This is a genomic window from Aeromicrobium jepli (assembly GCF_047246605.1).
In the GTDB taxonomy this organism is placed as follows: domain Bacteria; phylum Actinomycetota; class Actinomycetes; order Propionibacteriales; family Nocardioidaceae; genus Aeromicrobium.
The window spans coordinates 68,468-93,988 of the sequence record NZ_JBFOKO010000003.1; the positions used below are offsets into that span (position 1 = coordinate 68,468).

The window sequence follows — 25,521 nt, forward strand, 5'->3', positions numbered from 1 at the left end:
TCTTTTTCCCATAGAATCTCTATGCTTTCGGGCCGGGCGACATCAGTTGTTCACGTACCAGTAGTTCCCGCCCACGTACGACAGAGACTCGTAGTACGCCTTCACGAACGGCTTACCCCGGATGCTCTCCGGAACGGTCGCGGGCGGCAGGTACGAACCCGAGGCGTTCTCCACCTTCGCGGTGTTGATGCGCGAAGGGATGCCCTGCGTGTTCATCTTCGCTTGGAAACTACGACCGAATCGCATCTCCAAGTTGGAGTTCAGCAGGACGTTCTCGGTGTACTTGTTGCCGTTGCCGTCCTCGTAGATGTACGCGAACGACGGGTTGATGCACACCGACTCCGAACTGTTCGACGTGCCGGACTTCGCGTCGATGTGCGTGTTGTTGTCACCGAAAGTGCGACCGGTCGTGACCGCACCGGTGTAACCGGTCGGAAGGGTCGTCCACTGGTTCTGGGCGCGCCACGCGACGTACTCGTTCGGGGTGACCGTACGAGCCGTACGAACGTACCGCTGAGCGAGCCACATCTTGTAGTCGACGGTCTGCGTGGCCTGCTTGCGCCCGGCCGCCGTCTGCGAGTCTCCACCGGTCGGGGTGAAGTGCCAGATGAGACCGTTGTTCAGGTTGTACGTGTAGTTGTACGTGGCGTCCGGGCTCGACTCCAGACGGTTGACCGCGTAGTCCCAGTTGCTTGCGCTGCCTGAGTTGCCGTTCGACATGCGGACCTGCAGCGAGGACGACTTGCCTGTGCCGACGTACGGGCTCAACGTCGGCGAGTGGGTACGGTCGCCGACCTCCATGCGCGAGCCGAAGATGCCGGAGTTGTACTTGGTGCCGCCGGTGTTGTAGTAGCACATGTTCACGTTGCTGGTGTAGACGATGCGCGGCGGAGGCGTGCGCTTCGTGTACTCCTTCACGCGGGTCAGCGACGGATCCCAACGGCTGCTCGCGGTCTGCTTCCACAGGTAGATCCGGCTCGGGCTCGCACGGAACTGGGCCGGGGTCGTCGAGGACGTGCCCTTCTGCCACTCCGAGAAGCCCCACTGCGGTCCGTAACCCCAGAAGTCCTCTTCCCACGGGAACCGCTCGAACAGCATGTTGACGGACGCGCCGACCGGGCGAGTGAACTTGGTCTTGTCGGCGATGGTTCCGGTCGCGGCCTCACTCCAATCGAGCGTTCCCTTTCCGTCCACCGCGGAAGGTCCGGTGTAGCCGACCGCGAAGTTCTCGGCGATCCGGGTGGCGAGTTCACCACTGGTGTCCTCGCTGGCCGTAAAGTTGCCGGGGTAGGTGTCGATGTTCTTGGTCGCGTTCGAGGAGCAGCCGCCCGCGTTGCAGGCCTGCACGGCGTACACGTCACGGGTACCCCAGCCGGTGGCGTAATCCTCGAGGGTGCGCTTGGCGTAGTCCTCGGTTCCCGCCTTGATGACGGCGCGCTGCTGGTCGAAGCCGTCCGTGTTGTCGTCGCGGTTGTCCCGCTTGACGATGTAGCGGCAGTTCGCGTCGCTCTCGGCGCAGAACAGGTAATCCTTGTTCTGGTTCGCCTGAGGGTGGTCCTCCTGCGTCTCGGGCCATCCGTCACCGTTGCGGTCGTTGAGCAGGTGCCACGACATGGTGAACCGGTTGCCTTCGGCCTGCCCGTTGGCGTTCTCGGCCGTGTCGAGCGACGGGCGCTTGTGCGTCTGCCAGAACGTCCACATGACGTTCTCCAACGCGACCGGGGCGGGACGCTGGTAGGCGGCCTTGTAGTCGGCGGTGTTCGTCGTCCAGTTGCCGGGCGACTGGCCCGTAGCGTTCTCGGCGTACACCTTGTAGAAGTAGCGGGTTCCGGCCTTGACCGCACCGCGAGCATCGGACGTACTTCCGTCGTAGATGCAGACGGTCCCGGCCGGACCGGTGCAGTCATCGGTCGAGGAAGCGTCACCGGAGACCTTCGTCCAGTCCGACGGCAGGCCGGTCTCGTTAACGACGTGAATACGGTCGCCCCAGCCGCCGTTGTTCTTGTAGTACTTCGCGACAACGGCGTCCGAGTCGGCGCGGCTGGTGTCCTTCGTGACCGCGATCAGGTTAGTGCCGTCAGCCGAACCGTCGTTGTCCTCGACGCCTGCACGCTCAGTGCCTCGAACCTCGATGTCGGGGTCGGCGGGGTACTGCAACGCGGTCGCGGACGTGCGCGGCGCCGAAGCGCCTTCCAAGACGGTCTGCTCCTGCTGTGCGAGGGTCTGACCAGCCGCGGCGACACGCGGGCCACGGTTCGTCTTGCGGATGTCGTACGAGTAGTAGTAGCCGAGGTACTTCTGGTTCGGGTTCGCCGAGTCAGCGGTACCGCCGACGAGGTTGTGGTACCACAGGCCGATGTCGACGTTCTGGACGCCGGGGTCGATGCTGGTGCTCATCGACACGTTGGCGTTGCCGTTCGCGGTGTCGTTGTAGTTGATGAGCGGGCTCGTCGAAGTAGCGGCCGCCTCAGCGGTCTTTCCGCGGAAGGCCTGCATACGGTAACCCTCGTGGGTGCTCTTGCCGACGGCGACGAGGTTCCGCGAGTAGTTGTTCGGCGCAGCAGAGACGCTACCGGACACGCCGGGCGCGTTCATGAGGTCGAACTCGTTCGACGTCTTCGAGTTGCCGGAGTTCGCGAGGGAGATCACCGAGAACCGGAACTGCTTGCCAAGTCCGGGCGCGAACGCTGCACTGTGAGTGCTGCCGCTCTTGCTCCACCACCAGTTTCCGTGGCCGGTGCTCGCGCTGCCGTTGTCGGTCGTCACGTTCAGAGTGCGGACCGGTCCTGTGACAGCCTTCGGGGAGGCGGTCGAGGCGGGGTCCACTTCCTGATAGGTGATCCGGTATCCGGTCGCGCCGGGAACTTCGGCCCAACGGATCGTCATGTTCGCGTTGCCGCTGGACAGCAGGCCCGACACGACGGGCGGGTCGATGGTCTTGGTGATGACGATCGGTGCGCAGGTGGTGTTGACGACATCGTCGTCGTTGACGGGCTGTACCTCGTACACGTTCGCGCCCACGGCTGCGTTCGTGTCGGTGTACGTGTGGGTGCCCGGACCGGTGTGGTTCACGGTGCCGATGACGGTTCCGCCGCGCACGATGCGGTAGTTCTTCGCTCCGGTGGAGGCGCCGTCCCACGTGAGCACGGGGTCGTTCGAGCCGTTGATGCTGCCGGTCGGGTCGATGAGGCAGGCGGCTGCGGTGCCGGGTTCACCGGAGTTGCCGAGCGCCGCACGGACGGCGGCCTTGGTCTCCAACTCGACGTAACCCTTACCGGCGTCGGCCTTGAACTTGATGTCGACGCGAGCGATCGTGGTGGTTGCGGCTTCGGCCGTCCACTTCTTGCCCTTCTTGTCGAAGTAGGTGAACAGGGGCTCGTTGTTCTTCGCACGCTCGGCGAGCACCTTCGACTTCACGTTGCCGCCACTGGTGGGGAACGAAGTCGAGGGGTTGTACGAGCCCGACGGTGGGGACGAGTTCACGTCGCGAACGATCTTGAGGTTCTCCGGGTCGGTGGAGTCGAGTCGGATGCGGACGCGGTTCTTCCCGCCGGACTTCTTGTTGTCCACGACGACCGTCTGACCGTCGGCGTACACGACGGGGTCGGCGTTGCTGATGTCCTTGGCGGCGCTGTTGAGCACCCGCAGACCTGCAGCCTCCTGCGCAGACACGTCGGTGACGTTCTTCGCGTTCTGGTTCGAGTTGATCCAGAAGATGGCGAGCGCGGTCAGCACGATGCCCGCCACGACCAGACCAGCCAGCGTGGAGATCATCGTCATGCCGTCGTCGCGGCGACGCAGCGTCTTGAGAGTGTTCATGTGGGTGCTCACGTCCTTGTTGTTCATCCGCCCTTAGATATGCGGCGACAATCAGCCGGTGTGCGGCACGTTGTTCACTCTCGGTAGTCGAGGGAGTAGACCATGTGGCTGGCGCCGTCGCCGGGGCTGGCCTTCGGCTGGACGTGCGTGACGCGCAGACCTCGCGACGAAGCGAAGTCCTTGCAGACGACCGAGCCGGTGATCACGGCGTAACGGTCCTCGTCAGCGGCACGGCAGGTGGACTCGGGAGCGAAGATGAACGTGCCAGTCTGGGCGACTTCATCGACGGTGTTGCCGAGCACCACGTCACGACCGGCGTTCTCGGCGCCGCGGCTACCTTCGAAGATGAAGTGCACTTGGCTCGTGCCGACGCTGGTGATCTTGCCTGCGAGACGGTTGACGCTGCCGGTGTCGCGAACGTACACGGTGTAGACGCCGCCACCGGTGACGGTGAGGGTCTTCTCGGCGGGGAAGTCGGCGCCGAGGTGGCATTCGACGACGGACCCGCCCGCAGTGTTGACCGTGTACGTGTCGTTGCCGTCGAACTGACCGAACCCTCCGACCTTCCAGATTCCCTTGTGGTAGCCGGGGCCCGGGGTGACAGGGCAGGCGGCTTCGGTCGGCTGGGCGTACTTGCCGTTCAGGTCAAGAGTGAATGGGAAGTTCTTGACGTCGCTCTTGGGGTTGGTGACTTCGGCGCGCCGGTCGTACCGGTTGAACTGTCCCGCCCCCGTGATGGCGCTGCCGCTGAGTGTCTCCTTGTAGTAGACACCCACGGTGCCGTTCACGACGAACGTCGGGTCGGTCCCGTCGATCCGTTCGACGGCGAACGCGTCAGACCACGCGCCAAGAGGGGACACGTTGTAGACGCTGCCCTCGGTTCCGTTGCGGTAACTGGATACGCCCTTGCCGACGATCCGGTACTCGCGTTCGGTGGTCCGCTTCATGGTCGTGGCCGACGTGTGAACGATGGCGTGGTCGCCGTTGTCGGTCAGATACCACTCGTACTTGGTGTTGCCCTGCGTGAACTTGTGGGCACTGTCAGGGCCGGTCGGGATGACGACACCGCCCCCGCTGTTCTTGTTGACGAGCCACTCGTCGACCGGGACGGCTGACGTGTCGCTGATCCGGTCGTTGAGGAAGTCCAGAGCGTTCTGGATGGCTGCGTCGTTGCCCTGCTCGTTGGAGATCGTCTCGGTGTTGATACGTGATTGGAGCGTCTGGTTGGTGGCCGCGCCGAGAACGACGAGGAACGTCGCCCCGAGCAGCACGAGCAAGCCGAGAGCCATCATGATGCTGTACCCGGAGTCGTCGCCGCGGAGTCGGGCGCGCAGGTGGTTGATGTTCATGGTTAGTCTCCCCACCACTTGTGGTTGTCGGCGGGCTGTTCGGCTGCGCCGGTGGTCTTGGCGCCGGACAGTGAACGTGCGTCTGGCGCGATATGGGCGCGCATGGTCTTGGTCTTGGTGGATCCGGAGGCCCGGTACTGGGCGAAGATGAGCAGGCTCTTGCCGTTGCCGTCGCGACGCACGTGGGTGCGGATGTTCACCTTGGTGCCGCGGATCGTGACTTCCTCGGTGGGCTTTACTCGATCCACCTCGGGGTCCACTTCGGCGGGGTTGAGGGTCACGGTCTCGTAGGTGTTGCCCTTGTCGGTGAACGTGGCGGCGTAACCGGCGTCAGTGGGCAGGTAGCCGAGCATGTCCCAGTCGACGCTCTTGGCGTGTTCGACGACGCCGCGGGCTGCTTGTGTGGCGATGTCGTTCTTCTGCATCCGGTTCTGGGTTTGATTGACCGAGACGAACGCGACGCTGAACGCGGCGATGGTCAGAGCGACGATGAGCATGGTGGCGAGCGCTTCCATGAGCATGTCGCCGTCGTCGGAGCGCAGGAACGCGAACCGGCTGCGGGCCGGTCGGGTGGCGTTCTGCTGCTCGTTCATGTGTTCCTTGCCCTGTTGTCGCTGACGTGTGTTGATATGCGGCGAGTTCAGCCGGTGAATCCACCGATCGTGGAGTCCCATGTGATGGACCGGTTGGCGTTCTCCGATGAGGTCATGGTGACGGTGAAGGCCTCTCCGCCGGGCAGGAGTTCGACGGCGGTGACGGTGACACCGCGGGTGACCGGGACGGAGTAGATGGGCACGTAGGCGTCGAGGCTGCCGTTGGCCAGTTCGATGGCTGCACCGCCGTTGGCGTCGACTGTGGGGGCGACGACGGTCGGGTAGGCGTTCTGCTCGGCGTACACCATTTCGAAGGACTGGGCGATGAGGCGGGTGTCGGACTTCAACGCGAGAAGGTGTGCCTTCTCCTTGTGGTTCCCGTACTGGGCGACCGCGATGGCGACGATGGCGCCGAGGATGACGGTGACGGTGAGAACTTCGACGAGGTTGAAGCCTCGGTCGTCACGCAGACGTGCCCGCAGGCGCTCGAGACCGCTCATGACGGCTGAGGTCAGGTTGCTCATGCTTCTCCATATGCGTCGAAACGGGACGGACATTCGTACAGGGGGAGCGTCACCACTTGTTCAACCCTCCGAGCACGGAGTTGTAGGAGACGGTCTTGGTGGTCTTGCCCGGGTAGGTGATCTGGAATCGGTATCCGACGGCTGCGTTGGAGGCGGTGTAGACGCCCGAGGTGTTGAGGCGCTGGTAGCCGGTGATGGTGAACCCGACGTTCTTCTTGGCGGTCTCGCTCACTGCGGCGACGGCTGGGGGTCCGACGATGGCGTTCTTGCGGATGGTCCACAGGCTCTTGTCGGCCGAACCGACGGCACTGTTGGGGACTTGGCCGTGCTCGGCGGTGAACGCGTCGATGACGATGGAGAGGGACCGCGCTTCGGACTCCATCGCCTTGACGTGCGCCTTCTCCTTGTAGTGCCCGTTGATCGGGATGGCGACGGCCGCGAGGATGGCGACGATCAGGAGGACGCCGAGGATCTCGAGCAGGCCGAAACCTCCGTCGCGTGCGATCTTGGTTCGCAAGCGGCTCACGGGGGTGTTCGCTCGGGGGTGCAAGGCCGTCCTCTTTCGCGTCGTTGGTGTTCGGGTCATCCCCTGATAGATGCGGCGAACCGTCATGCTCATCGGCAGGGGAGACAGTGAAGCGCCCCACACCGGACGAACCAGTGTGGGGCGCTTCGGGTTGGTGACCGGTTGCCCGGTCAGACCATCTCCGATCAGGAGTTGGTCTTGGTGACCTTGCCGGTGACCGAGGAGTACGACGCGGTGACGTCGGTCTTCGGGTGGGTCAGCGTGAACGTGAAGCCCTCGGCGGTCGCGGCGTTAGCCGCAGCGGCGCCGTCAGCGTCGGTCAGCGAGTACGCCGAGATGGTCGTACCGTTCTTGATGCCGCCGGTGGCGAGCGCGGCATCCTCGTCGGCCGGGTAGGCGCCCGAGTCGACGTACTCGGCCTCGATGGCCTGCGACAGCGAACGCGCGTCCGTGGTCAGCGCGGTCACGTGAGCCTTCTCACGCCACTTGCTGATCTGCGGGACGGCGACGGCTGCGAGGAGGCCGACGATGACCATGACCGCGAGCACCTCGATCAGCGTGAAGCCGCCGTCCTTGGCGACGAGGTTCCGCATGCGGGTGAGTGCGCTCTCGCGCGTGGTGTTCTTCAAGAGAAATCTCCTGTGTGTACATGCCCCGTCAAGGGCTGGCGCAACCCCAGTGGTTTTGCCTACTGATACACATGCGACGATTTCCACGCACACCCGGCGAAAAATGTCAAGACTTTTCTCAGAACACTGTAATTGCAGGGAAAATTCGTCGTTGAACTTCCATCAAATGCTAGGCGAAAGGGCATAGAGAAGGCCCCAAGGACTACAAACCTCGGGGCCTTCTCGTACCGCGTTCCACGACTAGTTCGGCGGCTCAGACATCACCAGATCGTTGCCAGACGGGTCGGGTTCAACCTCGATGCCAGCACGCGAGAGCACGACATCAAGGTCGAGGGTTTCAACTGGTGAAGGAAGTTCCGGCGCCGCTCCCGACTTGCCAAACAAGGCATAGGAGCGGTCATCCGAGTACATGGTGTGACGCGGTTCGTAGATCACTCCATCGAAACCCTCGGACCGGAAGTGCTTCGCCCACGCCTGCGTCACCTCGTACGGGCCGGTATGGATCTCTCGAGTGAGGCCCTTGACCTTCACAGCATCACGATGGCACATGTCCGCCATCTTCGACTTCGGTATCGGCACTCGGGACACCTCGACCTGCTTCGCGAGTTCGTACTCGTACTTGTCGCGTGCGATGTACTCATTCACAGCATCGAGTCCGAGCCGTTCCCTCAACGCGATCTCCGGGTCGTTCGCGAGGTAGCAGGTTCCGTCGGGCTTCGGCAGGTTGAACCGTCCTCCGGTGTCGCTGGTGAAGTGCCACAAGCCCCGGTCGGTCTCCTTGTTGTCATCTCGGTATACGTAGGCGCGCCACGCTTCGGCAGGGGCATCGGATGCTGGGGGATTGCCGCAACCGGGCGCCGGGTGGCCGAGATGGCTTGCAGACCGGTCGGGTGTCGCGCTCAGTGGGACATCCTCTCAGCGTCACGACGCGCCGCCGTCAGCACGGCGTCAACGTTGCCTTCGGCCAGCAGGCTGGAGGCCTTCTCGTCTCCGAGGTCTGGGTTCGGGACGTTGAGCCATTTCGCCACGGCCCATCCGGGTTCGAGGCCGACGTCCCGGAATGTCTTGATGACCTCGGCGATACCGGGAATGACGACACCCTTGTGGTTGAACTGCCACGCCGGGTAGACGCGCTTGCCGTCTGAGGTGAGACACATGAGGAGCGTCCCCTCCTTGACCCTGTTGTCGAGCCTCTGACGCGATACATCAAGCCACTTCTTCAAGGAGGGCGTGTCGTAGAAGGGTCCGGTGTCCTCCGCGAGACGAGAGTGCTTCGGCAGGGTGGACAGTGCTCGTTCGGCGAGATCTTCGGGAGTGCCCGTGTCGGTGACGACGGGGGCGCCCTTGGAGCGACGCTTGGCGATGTCCGCAGCGAGGGCCCGCAGGAAGTTCTTGTCCGACCCGGTGAGGATCAGCGACAGATCGCCGGTCCACAACAGGTCTGCCTTCTCATCCCTCGCTTGGGCCCGGGTCTTACTGACCCCCGCCCCGTCCTGCGGCGTTGTCGGGTGGGCTCCCTTCGCTCCGTAAAGGCGTGACCGACCACTGACCTTCTTCCGGTAAGCGGTCGCGGCGGCGGCCTTGCGGGCGAGAGCCTTGTTGGTGTAGTACCCGGTCGTCTTACCGGTCGTCTTGGGGGCCTTCTTGGTCATCGGACCCCCGCTGTGATGGCCTTCTCCTCGAACTCGGCCGAGATCTCATCGGTCGCTGCGACGTACTCGGCCATATCGCCGTCCGCGACGACCATCCCATCGAGGGCCTCCTGCTTGCGCTTCAACAGCAGCGACACCCGCTCGACCTCGCGGAAAGCCTCCACCTTCATCATCGTGCTGGTCTTCACCCGGGCTCCTCCCACAGCGATTCGAGTTCCGAAACCATCCTCCCATTGAGCGTCAACCCGGTCAACCACATGGCGGAAGCCCCGGCCTCAAACTCGTTGAGATTCCGGGGCTTCCACATGCACTGGGTAGCCGATTCTACTCGGCCATCACGTCGCCGATCGAGAAGTACGGCAGGTAGATCGCGATGGCGGTGGTGCCGACCATGCCAGCGATCAACATCATGAACAACGGCTCGATGAGCGCGCTCATGTTGTCGGTGATCTGGTCGATGTCGCGGTCGTACATGTCCGCCGCCTTACCCAGCATGTAGCCGATCCGGCCAGAATCCTCGCCGACCTGAGCCATCGTGATGAGGTTCGTCGGGAACAACGGCTCGTCACGCAGGGGCTCCACCAGAGTGCGACCCTGACGGTGGGCCTCCATCGCGTTCAACGTCGCCCGCTCCAACCGGACGTTCCCGACGGTGCGGGACGTGATCTCGAGCGCCTCCAACGTGGAAACACCGGCGTTCAGCAGGCCGGACAGGGTGCGGCAGAACCGCGCGAGGGCGATCTTGTGGAACAACTTCCCGAAGACGGGCATCTTCAACTTGAACGGGTCGAGGTACTCGCGAACGTGGTCCTTGTCCTTGTTCTTGCGCAGCCACCAGAGCCCGCCGACGATGACGGCCACGAGGACACCCATCGCGGGACTCTTCATGAAGTTCGAGATGCCGACGACCATCATGGTCAACTTCGGCAACTTCGCCTCACCGTAGGACAGTTCGCTGTACATGCTCGCGAACGACGGGACGAGGAACAGCATCAGGCCCATGAAGATGATGAGCGCGAGCACGAACACCACGAGCGGGTACATCATCGCCTTCTTGACCTTGGCGCGCAGAGCATCCTGCGCGTCCAACTGGTCGGCGACCTGAGTCATGGCTTCCTTGACCTGACCGGACGCCTCACCGGCGGCGATGAGGTTGATGACGATGCTCGGGAACGCCTGAGGCTGACGCGCCATCGCGTCGGCCATCATCGAACCCTGCCGGACGTCTTCACGGACCGCCTGCAACGCGTTGCGCAGGATCTGGTCCTCGCAGTCCTCGATCACGACGTCGAGACTCTGCAGATACGTCAAACCCGAGTCGAGCATCGTCGCGATCTGGCGGGTAGCGACGACGATAGAACGCTGCTTGACGGACTTGCGCAAACTGATCTCGGTGTCCATGCCGAACCCGTCGACCTGCTGGACCTTGAGCGGGATGAGGCCCCGCTCGATGAGGTGCCGCGAGACATCTCCGACGTTGCCTGCGGTTGCGGTGCCGGAGATGACCTTCCCGTCAGGGTTGCGGGCCTTCCACTTGAAGTCGCCTGCGGACTCCTCGGTGAGTACGACCTGTTCTTTCGCCATGATGTGTCCTTACGCCTTGCCTGTGCCGCCGAGTTGACGGGTGAGGTTCTCTTCGCTGGACGCCTTCTTCATGGCTTCGCGCTTGGAGATCTTGCCTTCGTTGATGAGTTGCGCCAGATGCGCGTCAAGGGAGATGGAGCCGCTGGACGTGTCCGACAAGGCGTTGCGGATCGCGGGGAGGTCGTTCTCGCGAATGTTGTTCGCGATGCCCGGGGTGACCATCATGATTTCCGTCGCGACGACCCGACCCATCTCCGAATGCGGGGACGGGATGAGGGTCTGACAGACGACCGCCTTGAGGATGGACGCCAACGTCACACGGATCTGGTTCTGCTCCTCCTCAGGGAACGTGTTGATGATGCGGCCGACGGTCTCGTACGCGGACGACGTGTGCAGGGTTGCGAGGACGAGGTGGCCGGTGTCGGCCGCTTCGATGGCGGCACGAATGGTCTCGGTGTCGCGCATCTCGCCGATGAGGATGATGTCGGGGTCTTCACGGCGGACGGCCTTCAAACCCGAGTAGAAGGACTCGGTGTCGGTTCCGACCTCACGGTGACGGATCATGCATCGCTTGGAGTGGTGAGTGAACTCGACCGGATCCTCGAACGTGAAGATGGAGTCGTCACGTGTGGTGTTCATCAGGTCCACGAGCGCGGCGAGCGTGGTGGACTTACCTGAGCCGGTGGGCCCGGTGATAAGGACGAGCCCTCGCGGCAACTTCGAGAGGGTCTTGATCTGGGGGAGGACACCCAACTCGTCGAGGGTGCGGATCTTGGTGGGGATGACTCGCATGACGAGCCCGTACCGGTCGAGCGCGACGAACGCGTTCGTGCGGAAGCGGGAGTTCACGGCTGCACCCTGATCGGTGCGCATCTCGTACGCGGCGTCGATGTCGCGTGTCTCGGCGAACTCCTTGGACTGCTTCGCGGTGAGCAGGTCTGCGATCATCTCGACCACGGTGTCCTGATCGATGACCTTGGCGCCGGGGATGGGGCGCAGGGCTCCGTGAACGCGAACCCGCGGTACTTCACCTTCGTAGATGTGAAGGTCCGAGCCCTTGTTCTCGACCATCCATGTCAGGTACGACTCGATGAGGGGTCGTCCGGGCTGGGGAACGATCGGGTCAGGGGTTTCCGGCTCGTCGGGTTCATCGACGGACGCGTCGGTCTCGGTCAGGCCCTTGAACCAGCCGCCGTCGTTCCCGTCGTGGTTGACCCGGACGTTCGGGTCGATGGGAGGCTGCTCGAAGTTCGGCTCATCACCGGACATGATCGCGGCGGCGAGTGCCTCGGCTTCAAGGTCACGTTGACGTTCTGCGTCGGCCCGGCGAGCGAGGGTCGGGTCAACCTGCTCGGCCGGTGGGTACGCACCGGATGGCTCCCCGAAGGGGCTGGCCGGGCGTGGGTTCTGAGGGGCATCGCTCATGCCCTGACTTATGCGACGATTCGAACCTCACAGCCGCACAAGTCAGGACGGCGACATTACTACTTCATGAACGCGATGGTGACGATGTAGGTTCCGGACTTGTCGGCATCACGAACCGACACGCCAAGAGATGTCCAAGACCCGTCGGTCATCGCCGTGTGATGGTCGGGGGAGTTCTTCCATCCGGCCCGAGGGTCTCGGTCACCCATCCACGTGCTCATCTGCTGCTCCATCCAAGCGGGAGAGCGGAGGTTCTGCGTGTCGGTGGTCTGGGTGACAATCTCGTTGGCGCTCGCGACGGGGACTCCACACTGCTTGGTGGAGTCAGCGATGATGTCCGCCTTGTTGCGGTGCATGCGGGTGTGCGGGTCGTACGAAGCGAACGAGCCGTCCCACATGACGCGGGTGCCCATGAACAAGCGCGAGTTACCAGCGACGGTATCCATGCAGTCCCGACGCGGCAGGCGAGACTTGCCGAGAGCCTGTCGGTAGTCGTTCACCTTCGACACGATGCTGTCTTCCATCATGTCGATCTGGTCGGCGTCGAGGCGTCGAGTGTCACCCGATGTCGTTGCGAAGACGGCGTACGTCCACACATCACCACGGAAGTCCCGGTAGGAGCGAACGGCGACCGGGTATTCGTGGGCGAGATGGTAGGCGACAGTTCCGAGGCCGTTCCAGTTCTTTGCGTATGCTCGACCGATCTGGTCGACCCGCCCCTGCACCCCCTCCTTGGTCATGAACTCGTCAACGACCGCCGCTGGTGTGGACGCCTTGGACGCCATGACGAACCCGTCAGCGTATCCGGTTGCGCAGCCGCTCGATGCGAAAGTCTCAGCCATGCCGCCGTAGATGACGTTCGGCTTGTTGAACCCGGGGATGTACGCGGCGTAGATGTCCTTGGCCTTTGCCTGACTGGTGGCCTTTGTGCGAGCCCATCGGTCTGCCGTCTCAGCGAGGCACTCGTCACTCTCGGTCCACACGGGATCCCCGCCTGTCCAGAACCCGTCTTCGCGGTCACGCTGGATTCGAGGAAGTGACCGCGCGACCAGACCTTCGGCGACCGCGGCCTCGAAGCCCGGAACGGCCTCGGGTGCCTTGTACGGGTAGTCGTCGAGGATGACGGCGGCGTAGGTCCACACGTTCCCTCGATAGTCGCGGTAGGACCGGACAGCGAAGCGTCCCTCTTCATGGGTGAGGGCGTAGTTGATGCGGTCGGCGGCGTTGGTGCCGGTGTCGCCGTTGAGCGTCCCGGAGGTCAGGTCGGTGATCGTGTCGGCCGGGGTTGTGGCCTTGGAGTAGGTGAAGAACTGCTTGTACAGGTTCGGGCAGTCGAGAGGCGTGGTCGTCCACTGACGTTCGTCCGGGTTGGTCTGACCTGTGGCGATGCTGCGGGCCCGTGAGTCGATCTCGTCGGTGACGCACTGGTCGGCTGGCCTGATGTCATCCGGTGTGGTGCCAGCGTCTGCTGCGAGCGACGCAGCGATCTGCTGCTCGAAGTTGGTGTCCCGTTCGGGGGTCGTGTAGCGCGGGTCGTCGAACGTGACAACGGCAGCGGTGAACAGCGATCCGTCGTGAGTTCGGAACGTGGCCAGCGAGATCTTGCCGCTGGACGCTTCGAGGGCGTCGGCGATGTTGCGTGGCCCACCGGGAGCCGAGGGGCTCAGGTTCGCGTCGGTGACCAGAGCGGCAGCCATCTCGGGATACGGGTCAACAGTCGGGCCGGTGTGAGCAGTGAAGACGGCTGTCTCGTTGAAGCCCGTGCACACGGGGGTCAGGTTGACGTCATCGAACGAGCGGGCATCGGCGGCTGTCTTGGCGAACCGTGCGGCCTCGATCTGCGCGCACGAATCACCCCAAACCCAACCGAAGGGGCCGATGACGTTGACCCGGTTGAGAATCTTTGACGCGAGTTCGTCGTAGAACTGGGTGTCACCGACCAGTACCGGCGCGGCCGGGGGAGTCGGTTCGCTCGTCGGTTCCGTGGTGGGTGCAGGAGTCGTCGGGGCGGTCGTGGGCGCCGGTGTCGTCGGGGTGACGGTCGGCTCGCTCGTCGGGACGGCAGTGGGAGTGGTCGGCTTCGGAGTGACCACGGGCGGAGGAAGCGGCGTCGGCTTCTTCACGACAGTCTTCTTCTGCCCCGTGAACAGGACCGTGTACGTGCGTCCCTTCACCTTCTTGTCCCGGTACGTCGACGCGCCGTACACCTTGTGCTTGGCCGAACGAATCGACCTCTTGTACTCGGCGGTACGACGCACCTTCTTGACCACCGAGGACTTACTCGACTTCTTCGGCACCTTCACGAACACCATGTAGACGTGCGCGAGGTTGCACTTCTTGGCGACCGTCTTGCGGTTCACCCGGTAGAAGCCCTTGCCACGCTTGGCCGACCGGTTCGCCTCGTACTTGGCCTGCCTACGCAGGCACGAGTTCGCGGACTCCCTGCCCGAGGTGCGGTTCTGCGAGACGAACGACTTCTCGACAGCCTTCGCGATCGAGGTCACCTGCTGAACCTTGCGGTACTTCGCTGCGTTGCCGACGCCCGCAGTGGCGACCACCATCGCCAACACGGCCGTCAACACGACGGCGACCTTCATGGGTACCCGAGTCATCTTCTGTTCTTCCCCCTACAAGGAATGCTTCCCCACCCGAGACAAGGTGTGAGGGGCCAGTGTAAGCGATCTGCGGCGTGATCCTGCTCTCACTTCTTCGCGGCGCGCTTGGCCTTCGTCTCCGGGCTCTTGAAGCCGGACGGCTCGATGGCACCCGCGGCCATCGCGTGGTGGTCCAGCGTGCGACGAATGGCAGCCTCGGTGACACCGACCGGAGCGCCAATGAACTCGGCGGCAGCCTCGACGGCCGGGCCCCACTTGGCCTTGTCCAGTTCGTGCTGGGCGTGCAGTTCAGCGACCTCGTCCTCGGACAGGCGGTGCTCGTTGTACGACGACAGGGCGTTGAACTCCGTGGCGATGTACGCGTCGGCGAGCGTCTTGGCGACGTCCTTCCAGCCGGGCAGTTCGGACACGACCGACACGAGGCGACGGAACCGGTTCAGGGCGACCGAGTTCGGGCGGGGTCGCTGCATGGACGCGACGACGGCGAGCGTGTGGGCGACCTCGCGGGGGCGGTCCAGCAGGTTCTCGAGGCTCTCGTCATCGTGGTTGTTCCAGATGGCGATCATGCGGCGGTCGGTCTTGACGTCCTCGGGGTCGAGTTCACCCATGCGCAGACGGAACGCGATGGACGCGCTCTTGTAGGCGACCTTCTCATCGCTCTCCAACTGGTCGAGGACGTAGGAGCGGTCGGTCGGCGACGGAAGGCGTGTCGCGTTCGGCAGGGAGAAGAAGCGACGCAGGACGTCGGCCTTGATGAAGGTGACGCGGGGGCCGCGCAGGTAGCGGGCGGTCTCGATGTACTCCTCGATGAGCGAGGAGGCGTTCTCCTCGGCGGCGAGATCCTCCGGGGAGTTGTACTGGGCGAGGTTCGCGGCGAACGGCGCGTTGACGGCCTCGGGCGTCGCGAGTTCGACGAACTTTTGGTAGTCCATGTCGTTGGTGTCGATGGGGACACCGAAGCGGCGGTTGGCGCCACGGACGTTGCGCAGTTCCGAGGGGCTGGCCTTACGGGCGAACTGACGGAACCAGCCGCAGGCGCTCTTGCCGCGCAGCATCTGGAAGTTGAGGTTCTTCTCGCCGTTGGCCTCGAGGATCTTGCGGAGCATGAGGTAGCGCAGGCTGCCCTCCAACTCTTCACGCTCGGAGGCGGTGGCCTGTGCCTGCGCGGCGACGGAGGCGAGGATGGTCGTGGAGCACAGGATTCCGGCGATCTCGGCGCGGGCGGACTTCTCGCCTCGGCGTCCGGCGAGGACGTCCTCGACGATGGCGGCGATCTTGAGGTCGGCTTCGCGGCAGACGGCTTCGTCGCCGTTGCGGCTGCTGCGGATCTTGCGCTCGGAGAGGGCGGGGGTAGTGCTGACGGTGGTGGTGGGTGCGTTCATGCGCGAACCAAGGGTCACATCTAACTCCAGTCACATGAGTGTTCTGCTGTAACACCCGATTACGACTGGAACGGCAAGGGAGCATGTTCACTAAATGTGAGCCCGATCACATGATTAGCGACAACTCGTCTGCGCCTGATGCCAGCCGAAAACCGGCTTGGCGTGATCTATGCAAGTGGGGTCCGTGACATCGAACGTCACGAACCCCACGAGCCGTCAGATACGAGTGTTCGCGACAACCTCACGTACGCTCGTGATGCCCTCGCGAACCTTCTCGAAGCCGTCCTCACGCATCGTCACCAGACCGTTCTCGATGGCCGCCTCCACCAACTCCGACATCGGCGGGTCTGTCGCCACAAGGTCACGCAACGTGTTGTTCAGGCGGAACACCTCATGAATCGGTACACGACCGGAGTAACCGCGGAAGCAGTCGTCACAGCCGTCAGGGTTCGCCTCGAAGATCGGGACGGCACCCGCCCCGTCACCGAAGTCGTGCGTCGCCTCAACCTTGCACTGCTGACACAGACGACGAACTAGACGCTGAGCAACCACGGCCGTCAACGCCGACGACAACAGGAACGGCTCGATACCCAGACGAGTCATACGAGGAACCGCACCCACAGCGTCATTCGCGTGCAAGGTCGAGAACACGAGGTGACCGGTCATGGCGCCATCGATCGCCACATCGGCAGTCTCTTGATCCCGGATCTCACCGATGAGGATGATGTCCGGGTCTTGACGGACGATCGAGCGAAGACCACGCGCGAACGTCATCCCCTGCTCCTCATTCACCGCGATCTGCGTGACGCCCTGCTCGATGGCGAACTCGATCGGGTTCTCCAACGTGACGATCTTCGTGTCGGAGTCGATGCGCTCACGCAACGACGAGTACAGCGTTGTCGTCTTGCCACTGCCGGTCGGGCCCACAAGGAGCACCACGCCGAACGGATCGGCGATCGCTTCACGGAACTTCGCCTCGTTCCTCTCGGAGAACCCGAGCGTGGACAAGTCGCGCCAGATCTCGTTCTGCAGACGCATGACGACCGTCTGACCCCAACGCGACGGCGCCGTCTCGACACGAATGTCCACGGCCTTCGACGCGCCCTTGGGTCGATACGAGATGACACCCGAATCCGGCATGAACCGGTTGTCGGTCCGCATCCGCGCCTGAACCTTCACCAACGTCGTCAGACCCTGCTCCATGTCCATCGGGTAGGTGCCCGCGACACGCAACTTGCCGTCCACACGGTTGCGGACCACCAGCAGAGACGCGGTCGGCTCGATGTGGATGTCCGACGCGCCATCGCGGATAGCCTGCTCGACGATGAGGGACAAGATCCGTTCGGCCGGGGACGACTGACGACCCACGACCCCGAGATCCTGACCGGACTGCACCTCGGCGTACGACTCTTCGACGTCCGCTTCGGCAGCCACCCGGTCGGCCTCAGCCTTGGCCGAGTACACGTCGTCGATACGGCGCGAGATCTCACGCCCACGAGCCGGGACAAGTTTGATCGACTTGCCGAAGAACGACGGGCGCAGCCGTGACAACAGCATGATGTCGTTGATGTTCTCCGCCGCGATGTAGACACGGTTCCCCTCGATACGCAAAGGGATGACGTTCAACTGGCGGGCGGTCGACGACTCCAGCATGCCGAGAACTTCGTTGTCCAACGGCGCGTTGATGATGTCGAAGAACTCGTCGTCATCAGTGTCAGCCTCGACGCTGGGAAGTTCGAAGTCGCCCAGTTCGTCGTTCAGGCGGGACACGTCGATAGCGCCGACCACCGGTTCAGGCTCAGGAGCGACGACCGGCTCATCAAGAGTGTCGGCGACGGGCTCGAAACTTCCGAAGTCCTCATCGTCGGTGCTGTCGAGGCTCTCGATCGACGGAAGTGCCTCAACGTGGGGATCTACCTGCATGAAGTTCGTGATCTTCTCCGGCTCAGGGCCCGGGTCACGGAAGAAGTCAGGTCCAGCACCCCGGTTACGGCGCTTGGGCTTCGCGCTGTCGTCGAAGATGTCGTCCAGCGGGTCGTAGGAGTCGCTCATGCTCAGGCCGGGAAGAAGTTGATGAGGCCCGTGACCGAGGCGACGGCCACCAGTACGAACGCTCCGGCAATCAGCAAGAGGATCTTGGTGCGGTCTTCCATGTCATTCCTGTTCTGTCCGCGGGGACCGGGAACGGCCCGGTCTGGCTTGTCCCTTGAACTCATGCGACGACCGCGAGGTCACATCGTTCAGATCAGAGGAGAAGACCGGTCAGAACCGGCGCGAACAGCAGCCCGCCGAGCGCACCCAGCACCAGATACGGGCCGTACGCGAACTTGAACTGGCCCATCTTCTTCGCGCTGTCAGGGTTCCTTCCCTGCACGACAGCGAACTTCACCAGCAGCGGGATGACGCCGAGGACCGCGAGCACCGGAGGGAGGATCATCGTCGCGATGACGGCAGCGAGCGGGTCGAACGTGCCGATGGCCGCCCCGGCGAGCGCCACGAACTTCACGTCTCCCATACCCAGACCGTTGGACACGACTGCGATGACGAACATGAGCACGCCCAGACCGAGCCCCGTTAACACGCCGGTCAGCAGATCTGCGCCGTTCAACGAACCGGCAACGACCGCGACCATCGAGATGGTGAACCACGCGACGGCGGTCGGGCCGAGGATCTTGTTCGGCAGTCGCAGCGTCCGCAAGTCCGTCCACGCGAGAACCGGCAACGGCAACGCGAACACGGCTGCTGCTGCGGCACCCCACACGCCCATCTGCGGAGCGAGCGTCTCGAACACCGCCACGGCTGCACCGAGACCGAGAACGACCATCAGGGCCAGCATCTTGGACTGCTGGGAGTACAGGTCGCGAACCTCCACCAGTTCCGGCTCCAGATCACCGTCAGTGGTGTCCGAAGCCGGAACCAGCGCCACCTCAGTCAAAGTCCGGAACTTCCAACGGGCGGGACAGGTAGGTCCGGCCGGACAGGTCCGCCGTGCTGCCGTTGTCACCGTTGGAGAACGACAGCGAGTCGATCAAGATGGGACGCGACAAGCCACCGAGGGAACGGATGAATCGCGTCATCCCGCTCGTCGAACCCTCGACGTTCATCGTCACCGACACCTGCGCGAGCGGGAAGTCGCCGATCTGCTGACCGGCAGCGGTGTCACCCTCGCGCGGGACGTTGTTCGCGACGCCCTCACCGGTCGCGGCGACCGCGCCAGCCGGGGCTTCCTTACCCGATGACGGCTTACCCTCGGCTGCCGCCTTGGTGCCCTTGTCGGACAACTGACCGTCGGTGAACTTGGACGGGTCAGCGGGCTGCGTGGTGTTGATGGAGACGATGGTGACTCCGGCGCTCTGGGCGGCCGAGTCGAGCAGTGCGATGAACTCGTCCTGCTTGTAGGTCGTCGGGAACGCCTTCGTCAGGTCGTTGATACGAGCCATCGCCTCATCGGAGTCATCGACGCGCTTCTGCAGCACGGCGAGGCGACCTTCGACGAGTTCGGCGGTCTGCATCGTCGTTTCGGCGGCTTCCTTCGCGTCAGCGCGGGACGCCAACTGCGGGGAGATCACGAAGAAGTAAGCCAGCAGCGCCGCGACGATGACCGCACCGACACCCATCTGGTAGATCTGCGCGGGGTTGCGCTTGCTCATGTCCATGAGTCAGTTCCCTCCGGTGGTGGGGGTCGTGGTGGGTTCGACCTGTGCGGGGTCGGTCGCGTCGCTTGCGGGGGTGTCCTCGGCCGCAGCGTCACCCTTGTCGACAAAGCGATAAGTGAACGCCTCGGCGGTATAGTTCGCGGTGCCGGTCAGGGCATACGTGTCGCCGTCACCCTTGGCTGTGGACGTCACGAGGAACGAGTTCACGTACTTGTTGCCCACGTCGTTCGCGTTCTCGAGGAACCACGACGCGGCAGCCAGATCCTTGACCGTGACCCGGTACTCGATGCAACCGATCGCGGACGCCGACAAGAAAGGGTCTGGGGTCGAGCAGACCTCGCCGTACTTCGTTGTCATCGACGCCACCTTCGACCCCGACGGGAGCGCGTCAGTGACCGACGCGAGCACCTTCGCGTAATCCACCTCGGCCGCCAGTTCGTTGTTGACCGACTGCTCGCGCTTCTCCAAACCATCGAAGAACGAGGACGCCTTCGACAGTTCCTTCAACTTCGACTGCGACTGCGACAACGTCGCCTCGGCCTCGTCACGGTCCGCCTTCGCCATGTAGTTCAAACCGACCGAACCAGCACCGGCAAGAACCAACGCGACAGCCGAGATGATGCCCAGCAACGTCGTCTTCTTGAGCGCCTCAGCCATCGCGCGACGCCGACGAATGTAGTTCGCCATCAGGAAAGCCGACGGACGCACCGGTGACGTCCACGTCAACTCCGACGAATCAACCTTCTTCTTGCCGAACAGCCCCGACAGGCTCGACAAGGACAGTTCCTTCTTCGCCAGCGACGACTCCTCGGCCGCAGGAACCTCGAGCGCGACGCCGGTTGACGCGTCGGACTCGACAGCGTTCTTCTTCTTGCCGAACTTCATGACTGGGCTCCCGTGGTCAGGCCAATGGCCGTCAGATGGAGGGTGGCGTGCTGCAGGTCTCCCGCGAACGAGGACGTGTCAGCGGCGGCGTACTGGACGCGAATGTTGGCCTTGGTCTGGATGACCTTCGCCAAACCGACCAGCAGCGAACCGCCACCCGTCAGCAGAATCGACTCGACCTTCGGAGCGTCCGGCGTCGAGCGGGTGTACGCGCCGAGCGCGTTCACGATGCGGTCAGCGAGATTCGAGGCGTACTCGGCGACCACCTGAGACGTCGAGTAGTCCCACTGGCCCGCCCGCTTGTACGTCTCCACCTCCGGGTCGTCCGGATCACGGGTGAGCGCGTCCGCGATGAGACGAGACGCCTCGTTGCCCGCGAACACCGTGTCACCGAACGCGTACAAGGGGACACCGTTGTGGTGCACGACCACCGTGATGGTGTCGGCGCCGATGTTCACGACCGCCTGAGCGCCATGACCGTGCAAGTCGATGGCCGCACCGCGCAACGCGGCGAGCATCCCCAAGTCGGCGCCAACCAGTTCCAGACCCGCATCCTCGGCGATCTGGCAGATGGTCTCAGCCACGTCGTCTTGGATGTAGTAGAACTGCACGTCGATCTTGTTGCCTCGCGGGCGACGGCCGAGCACAGAGAAGTCGATCTGCTGGTGAGCGGTGTCGATGCCCAAGTCGGCCGCCTCGATGAGCAGCACCTTGGACTTCTCGATGTCCTCCTCGGACATCGCGCCGATGGTCAGGGTGTGCATGAACGCGGCGTTCGGGCTGTTGAACCCCAAGACTGCGTTCTTGGTGGAGAAGACGCCCGAGTTGACCGCGTGCTTCAACGCATCGACGATGAACTTGCGCTTGTCGATGGCGACCAGCCCGTCCTCGATCGAGCCGAAAGGGAGCGCGACGGCCGTGTAGCCGGTGACCTCCGGGCGTTCACCCGAGAAGTCCACTTCGGCGATCTTGATGGAGTGCGCGCCGATGTCGACGCCCAGAACCCTGTCTTTTGCCATGCCCCTACTTATGCGACGACGAAACGGGGACATGCGTTCACGCTCAGTCCGTCACCGGTACCGGTTCGGTCGGGAGTCCCGCAGGCGCCGACTGCAACGACCTCGCGACGAGGATCTCCTCCAAGTTTCGAGCCCGAGGGGAATGGTCACACATGCGCAGACAGGTGTGCGGGGCCACCGGGAGGACGAACAACAGGTGGCCCCGCACAGGGGAAGTGGACCGAGAGGTCTCAGGCTGCCCCGGCCTGCGCCCGACGCTCGTTGCGGCGACGGATGTCCTCGGGGTTCGTCGAAGCGAGTTCCAAGAACTCCTCCGACAACGTGATCTCCACCGGGACGGCACGGCCGTGCATGTCCGAGTAGATGGCGACCGAGCCTCGAAGTACCTTCCCTGTCTGCGGGTCACGCAGCGCACGCATCGAATCCCAGTTCGGTACCTGCGCCTTGTCGTTCGTGGACGACTTGGTGCCCTTCGCGGTGATCTTCGCGATCCGCTCCGGCGTCGGCTCCAACTTGAACAACTGGCACGCGGCTGTCGCCTCGTCCTTGTCCTCGATGGGAAGGATGATGCCTCGGGAGATGAAGCCCGCCAGACCAGCGTTCAACGCGTCGGTGACTCGCTGCGTGAACAGTAGCGGAAGCACCTGCTGCGAACGAGCCAGACGACCCAGACGCTGCACCTCCGAAGCGCCAGCACCGAGGAACACCCACGCCTCGTCGAGCATGACCACGCCCGCGCGACCCGTCAGAGCCATCGCGGAACCGAAGATCATCATGCGGACCAGAGCGGCGGCGACACGCTGCTGGATGTTGCTCGGTGGGACGCCCGGCTCGGGCAGGTCGAGGTGGCCGTCGCCGACCTTGATGAGCGTGATGCCGTTCGCGGCACGCAGACCCGTCGTGGTCGGGTTCATGCCGACGCACGCACGGAACATCGGCGACGATTGCATGGCACGGAACACGGCCTCGATCATGTGGGGCGGCAGTTCATGACCGATCTCGTTCTGGGCGATGGTGAGGGCCTGACCGATGCACTCGGCGCCCGCAGCGACACCGTGATGGATCGCGTACTGGAGCGGCACCTCCATGTCGTCCTTGTCGCGTCCCCACGGGTTGATGGACATGAGCATCGAGACCGCCATGTCCACGCCGGTGTCCTTCGACGCCGAGAAGCGGATGGGGTCGAAGATGCCGTCGGCCCTGCTCAGTTCGTCCAACGACGCGACCTGACCGCCCGCGGCCTTGACGACCTCACTGTGGTCAGAGCCGGTCTTCGGGTCGATGATGATGACCGGTCGACCCATGCGGGAATACTGGTCTGCGAGGTTCAACAGCACCATCGTCTTCCCTGAGCCGGTCGCACCCGCGATGATGCCGAGCGGGAGCGTGTCACCGAGCGACGCGGACGTGGGAGACAGGTACGCGGGTTGACGGTCACGCTGCGTCATGCCGAGCATCGCGCCTTCACCCTCGCCGTTGCGGTCACGGTCACCGACGAACGACAGCGACGGGATACCCGAGTACGCGACCGTCTGGCACGGGAAGTCGTGCACGTTCGGGTTCGCGCGCACGTTCGAGCAGATCATCATCTCGGCGTGCGCGCCGGGCTGACGGAACAACATGGGGGCGAGACGAACGGGGGAGTGCTGCCAGATGTCCTGCGACAAGTCCTCACGCTGACCGTTCAGACCCACGAGCACCGAAGCGTTCGTCAGAGTCGGGGATCCGTGACCGGAACCGTAGTAGTTCTCCACCGAGCCGAGCACTTCGAGCATCTCGTTCTGCTCGGCCAACTGCATCTTGCCGTTCTGGACACGCTCGTTGATGTCGTCGGTGTACCGCTTCTTCTGCAGTCGCAGTTCCTTACGGGTGACCGTCGAAGGTTCGATGTTGCCGCGCACCGACACCGCGAGGGCGTCAGCGTCCAGCAGGTCCGACACCCACGTGGCGCGAGGGTCAGTCGGGTCGAGGAACCCCAGTTCGAGGTTCTCGAGGCTCGCGAACGTGACCGAGGTCTGGTCGCGGATGCCCGCCTCGTCCCACTTCTTGCACTCACGCACGCCAATCTTGTCGGCCATGCGCATGGCGTCCACTGTGGAGAAGAAGTGCAGGTGGTCCTCGTGAATGAGGGTGGGCGTGTCCGGGTTACGGCCAGCGTTCCACCAGCCGTTCGCCAGATGGATCGCCTCATCGGACGCGGGCAGCAGACCCGCCCGGTCGAGCAGATCCGAGACGGCCTTGAAGTCCTTGTCGTAGTCCGACAGAGGAACGCCACCGATGGTGAGCGTCTCGACGACCGATTCGATCATCGCCTTGAAGCCACCTTCGGCGCCACCGACTGCCGGGTTGAGCCGGACACCGAGGAGAAGGACACGCTTGTCGACGCGCTGATGACCGAACGAACGTCGCAGGTACGGCGCGATCGGGTGATTCATCGGCGGCTTGTACGCCTGCGGAACGTTCACCAACAGCAGGTGAACGTCACGGTACGACGACTTCGCGGCGACGCGACGTGGGGCGGACGTGTTCGCCATCTGAGCCAGACCCTCGAACGCCTCGAAGATCGGTTGAGCGACCTCCAACGCGGCCATCGGGTCGGCCGCATCGACGACCGGACCGAGAGGCACCTCGCGGTACACCCAGATCGAGTTGTCGACACCCATCAGGCGACCGTCGAGAAGACGTGAACGCATCTGCGTGGTCCAGATCGGTTCGGTGGCGAACTGGTCAGCGAGATTCGCCTTGGGCTTCTTCGCCATCAGAGATCACCTTCCTCGTCCTCGACGGGATCGGCAGTGTCGGACTCCGTGTCGGGGTTGGTCGCGTCCGGCAGGTCGTCGGCCGAAACCACGACACCGGTGACGGCGTTCGAGTACGGCTTGAGCCAGTAGCCGCCGCCGGGGCCCGCCCACGCAACGACACGCGGGGAGGCGGTGTCAGCGCGGTCGACGAGCAGGTCGTACGTCACCTTCGGCAGCGAGGTCTGGTTCGTGCTGGTCGTCGTTCCGGGCCAGTAACCTTCGAACTCGACCTGAACGAGCAACTGCTCGGGGGCCTCGTCCTCGTTCGGGTTCTGGTTCTCGCCCCACTTCTCACCGACGTGAACGATGGAGGTGGACTCCTCATCGAGGATCATGCCGTTGAGCGGCACGTACGAGACACCCTTTCGGGAATCGCCGACGGTGTTCAGCAGCAAGGCCGGGTCACCGGAGGAGAACGCCTTGGCCCACACCTTCACAGCCGTGTCGACCTCGTCGGGTGCCGCACCGGTGGGCAGGGTCGGCCACGGGGACAGTTCCGTTCCGATGGACTCCAACGCCGGGGCAATCGGGCCGAGCGACGGCTCACCGATGACGGTCGCGGCGCTGGTGCCGTCACCGACCGCCAACTGGACCTGCACCTGATACTGGACGCCCTGCTCTGACGCGACAGTGAACGAATGCACCTCGACCGACTTCACGCCGGACTCAGTGATCGACTTGGCGGCCTCACCCTTGGGCAGCGGCGTCTTCTTGTACTCGTCCCACGAGATGATCTCGCCACCGGGCAGCGGGGACGGGTCCGTCGAGAGCCACTTCTTCACCGCGACGGTCGCAGTGGTGTGAGAGGCGGGCGGACCGGTGTACCCGGTGGTGTCCTCAGTCTCGCCGAGGCTGTTCGCGACGAGCACGATGTTCGACAGCAGCGCGACGGGCAGGATGAAGATGGCAGCCTTGATGAACCTGCGGTGGAACTTGACGGACTTGGTCAACTTCTTCGTCCCGGGCATGTCCGCTCGAGGCGCATCAACCTGCTGCTCGTGCACCCAGTTGAGCGGGTCGCCGCCCGGGGGTGCCTTCTTGGGCTTCTTGTTGCGTGCCATG

At 63.8% G+C, this 25,521-nt stretch carries 20 protein-coding genes; all 20 read right to left on the reverse strand.

Annotated elements, in window-relative coordinates:
• Positions 1-42: 42 nt before the first annotated feature.
• The gene (locus AB3M81_RS07035; protein WP_412903218.1) at positions 43-3,846 is read right to left on the reverse strand and encodes a phage tail protein; all 3,804 of its coding nucleotides are present in this window, start codon (positions 3,844-3,846) and stop codon (positions 43-45) included.
• Positions 3,847-3,893: 47 nt separating this feature from the next.
• Complete coding sequence (locus AB3M81_RS07040; protein ID WP_412903219.1) at positions 3,894-5,168, reverse strand: hypothetical protein; 1,275 nt, start codon at positions 5,166-5,168, stop codon at positions 3,894-3,896.
• A 2-nt stretch (positions 5,169-5,170) separates the two neighbouring features.
• A complete protein-coding gene (locus AB3M81_RS07045; RefSeq protein ID WP_412903220.1) occupies positions 5,171-5,842 on the reverse strand; it encodes a hypothetical protein in 672 nt (223 codons plus the stop codon).
• A complete protein-coding gene (locus AB3M81_RS07050) occupies positions 5,809-6,285 on the reverse strand; it encodes a type IV pilin protein (RefSeq protein WP_412903221.1) in 477 nt (158 codons plus the stop codon). Before AB3M81_RS07050 ends, AB3M81_RS07045 begins: the two co-directional genes overlap by 34 nt.
• 49 nt (positions 6,286-6,334) lie before the next feature.
• On the reverse strand, positions 6,335-6,811 hold the full coding sequence (locus AB3M81_RS07055; RefSeq protein ID WP_412903222.1) for a type II secretion system protein: 477 nt from the start codon (positions 6,809-6,811) through the stop codon (positions 6,335-6,337).
• Positions 6,812-6,996: 185 nt separating this feature from the next.
• Entirely contained in the window at positions 6,997-7,440 is a 444-nt protein-coding gene (locus AB3M81_RS07060; RefSeq protein WP_412903223.1) for a type II secretion system protein, read from the reverse strand.
• A gap of 240 nt (positions 7,441-7,680) precedes the next feature.
• Positions 7,681-8,343: an RES family NAD+ phosphorylase gene (locus AB3M81_RS07065; RefSeq protein ID WP_412903594.1), complete on the reverse strand. Its 663-nt coding sequence runs from the start codon at positions 8,341-8,343 to the stop codon at positions 7,681-7,683.
• Positions 8,340-9,092: a hypothetical protein gene (locus tag AB3M81_RS07070; RefSeq protein ID WP_412903224.1), complete on the reverse strand. Its 753-nt coding sequence runs from the start codon at positions 9,090-9,092 to the stop codon at positions 8,340-8,342. The genes AB3M81_RS07065 and AB3M81_RS07070 overlap by 4 nt, the downstream gene beginning before the upstream one ends.
• On the reverse strand, positions 9,089-9,280 hold the full coding sequence (locus tag AB3M81_RS07075; protein WP_412903225.1) for a hypothetical protein: 192 nt from the start codon (positions 9,278-9,280) through the stop codon (positions 9,089-9,091). The genes AB3M81_RS07070 and AB3M81_RS07075 overlap by 4 nt, the downstream gene beginning before the upstream one ends.
• A gap of 136 nt (positions 9,281-9,416) precedes the next feature.
• Entirely contained in the window at positions 9,417-10,676 is a 1,260-nt protein-coding gene (locus tag AB3M81_RS07080) for a type II secretion system F family protein (protein WP_412903226.1), read from the reverse strand.
• Between the two features lie 9 nt (positions 10,677-10,685).
• Positions 10,686-11,945, reverse strand: coding sequence for a type IV pilus twitching motility protein PilT (locus AB3M81_RS07085; RefSeq protein ID WP_412903227.1), 1,260 nt, complete (start codon positions 11,943-11,945; stop codon positions 10,686-10,688).
• Between the two features lie 215 nt (positions 11,946-12,160).
• Positions 12,161-14,698 (reverse strand): hypothetical protein, encoded by a 2,538-nt coding sequence (locus AB3M81_RS07090; RefSeq protein ID WP_412903228.1) that lies wholly within the window; start codon positions 14,696-14,698, stop codon positions 12,161-12,163.
• Between the two features lie 104 nt (positions 14,699-14,802).
• Positions 14,803-16,098, reverse strand: a complete 1,296-nt coding sequence (locus AB3M81_RS07095) for a hypothetical protein (protein WP_412903229.1) — start codon at positions 16,096-16,098, stop codon at positions 14,803-14,805.
• Between the two features lie 216 nt (positions 16,099-16,314).
• A complete protein-coding gene (locus AB3M81_RS07100) occupies positions 16,315-18,150 on the reverse strand; it encodes a GspE/PulE family protein (RefSeq protein ID WP_412903230.1) in 1,836 nt (611 codons plus the stop codon).
• Between the two features lie 193 nt (positions 18,151-18,343).
• Complete coding sequence (locus AB3M81_RS07105; RefSeq protein WP_412903231.1) at positions 18,344-19,024, reverse strand: prepilin peptidase; 681 nt, start codon at positions 19,022-19,024, stop codon at positions 18,344-18,346.
• Position 19,025: 1 nt separating this feature from the next.
• Positions 19,026-19,748 carry a hypothetical protein gene (locus AB3M81_RS07110; protein WP_412903232.1) on the reverse strand — a complete coding sequence of 241 codons (723 nt, stop codon included), beginning with the start codon at positions 19,746-19,748 and terminating at the stop codon, positions 19,026-19,028.
• A gap of 9 nt (positions 19,749-19,757) precedes the next feature.
• Positions 19,758-20,639, reverse strand: coding sequence for a hypothetical protein (locus tag AB3M81_RS07115; RefSeq protein WP_412903233.1), 882 nt, complete (start codon positions 20,637-20,639; stop codon positions 19,758-19,760).
• Entirely contained in the window at positions 20,636-21,691 is a 1,056-nt protein-coding gene (gene pilM / locus AB3M81_RS07120) for a pilus assembly protein PilM (RefSeq protein ID WP_412903234.1), read from the reverse strand. The genes AB3M81_RS07115 and pilM overlap by 4 nt, the downstream gene beginning before the upstream one ends.
• A gap of 197 nt (positions 21,692-21,888) precedes the next feature.
• Positions 21,889-24,417 carry a helicase HerA-like domain-containing protein gene (locus AB3M81_RS07125; RefSeq protein WP_412903235.1) on the reverse strand — a complete coding sequence of 843 codons (2,529 nt, stop codon included), beginning with the start codon at positions 24,415-24,417 and terminating at the stop codon, positions 21,889-21,891.
• Positions 24,417-25,520 (reverse strand): hypothetical protein, encoded by a 1,104-nt coding sequence (locus tag AB3M81_RS07130; RefSeq protein WP_412903236.1) that lies wholly within the window; start codon positions 25,518-25,520, stop codon positions 24,417-24,419. The genes AB3M81_RS07125 and AB3M81_RS07130 overlap by 1 nt, the downstream gene beginning before the upstream one ends.
• Position 25,521: the final 1 nt, after the last annotated feature.

Excerpts from the sequence above, each read along its gene's own strand:
- AB3M81_RS07035 (WP_412903218.1), bottom strand. The coding sequence starts at position 3,846 with ATGAACAACAAGGACGTGAGCACCCACATGAACACTCTCAAGACGCTG.
- AB3M81_RS07040 (WP_412903219.1), bottom strand. The coding sequence starts at position 5,168 with ATGAACATCAACCACCTGCGCGCCCGACTCCGCGGCGACGACTCCGGG.
- AB3M81_RS07045 (WP_412903220.1), bottom strand. The coding sequence starts at position 5,842 with ATGGGACTCCACGATCGGTGGATTCACCGGCTGAACTCGCCGCATATC.
- AB3M81_RS07050 (WP_412903221.1), bottom strand. The coding sequence starts at position 6,285 with ATGAGCAACCTGACCTCAGCCGTCATGAGCGGTCTCGAGCGCCTGCGG.
- AB3M81_RS07070 (WP_412903224.1), bottom strand. The coding sequence starts at position 9,092 with ATGACCAAGAAGGCCCCCAAGACGACCGGTAAGACGACCGGGTACTAC.
- AB3M81_RS07080 (WP_412903226.1), bottom strand. The coding sequence starts at position 10,676 with ATGGCGAAAGAACAGGTCGTACTCACCGAGGAGTCCGCAGGCGACTTC.
- AB3M81_RS07085 (WP_412903227.1), bottom strand. The coding sequence starts at position 11,945 with ATGTCCGGTGATGAGCCGAACTTCGAGCAGCCTCCCATCGACCCGAAC.
- AB3M81_RS07090 (WP_412903228.1), bottom strand. The coding sequence starts at position 14,698 with ATGAAGGTCGCCGTCGTGTTGACGGCCGTGTTGGCGATGGTGGTCGCC.
- AB3M81_RS07095 (WP_412903229.1), bottom strand. The coding sequence starts at position 16,098 with ATGAACGCACCCACCACCACCGTCAGCACTACCCCCGCCCTCTCCGAG.
- AB3M81_RS07100 (WP_412903230.1), bottom strand. The coding sequence starts at position 18,150 with ATGAGCGACTCCTACGACCCGCTGGACGACATCTTCGACGACAGCGCG.
- AB3M81_RS07110 (WP_412903232.1), bottom strand. The coding sequence starts at position 19,748 with ATGAGCAAGCGCAACCCCGCGCAGATCTACCAGATGGGTGTCGGTGCG.
- AB3M81_RS07115 (WP_412903233.1), bottom strand. The coding sequence starts at position 20,639 with ATGAAGTTCGGCAAGAAGAAGAACGCTGTCGAGTCCGACGCGTCAACC.
- pilM (WP_412903234.1), bottom strand. The coding sequence starts at position 21,691 with ATGTCCCCGTTTCGTCGTCGCATAAGTAGGGGCATGGCAAAAGACAGG.
- AB3M81_RS07125 (WP_412903235.1), bottom strand. The coding sequence starts at position 24,417 with ATGGCGAAGAAGCCCAAGGCGAATCTCGCTGACCAGTTCGCCACCGAA.
- AB3M81_RS07130 (WP_412903236.1), bottom strand. The coding sequence starts at position 25,520 with ATGGCACGCAACAAGAAGCCCAAGAAGGCACCCCCGGGCGGCGACCCG.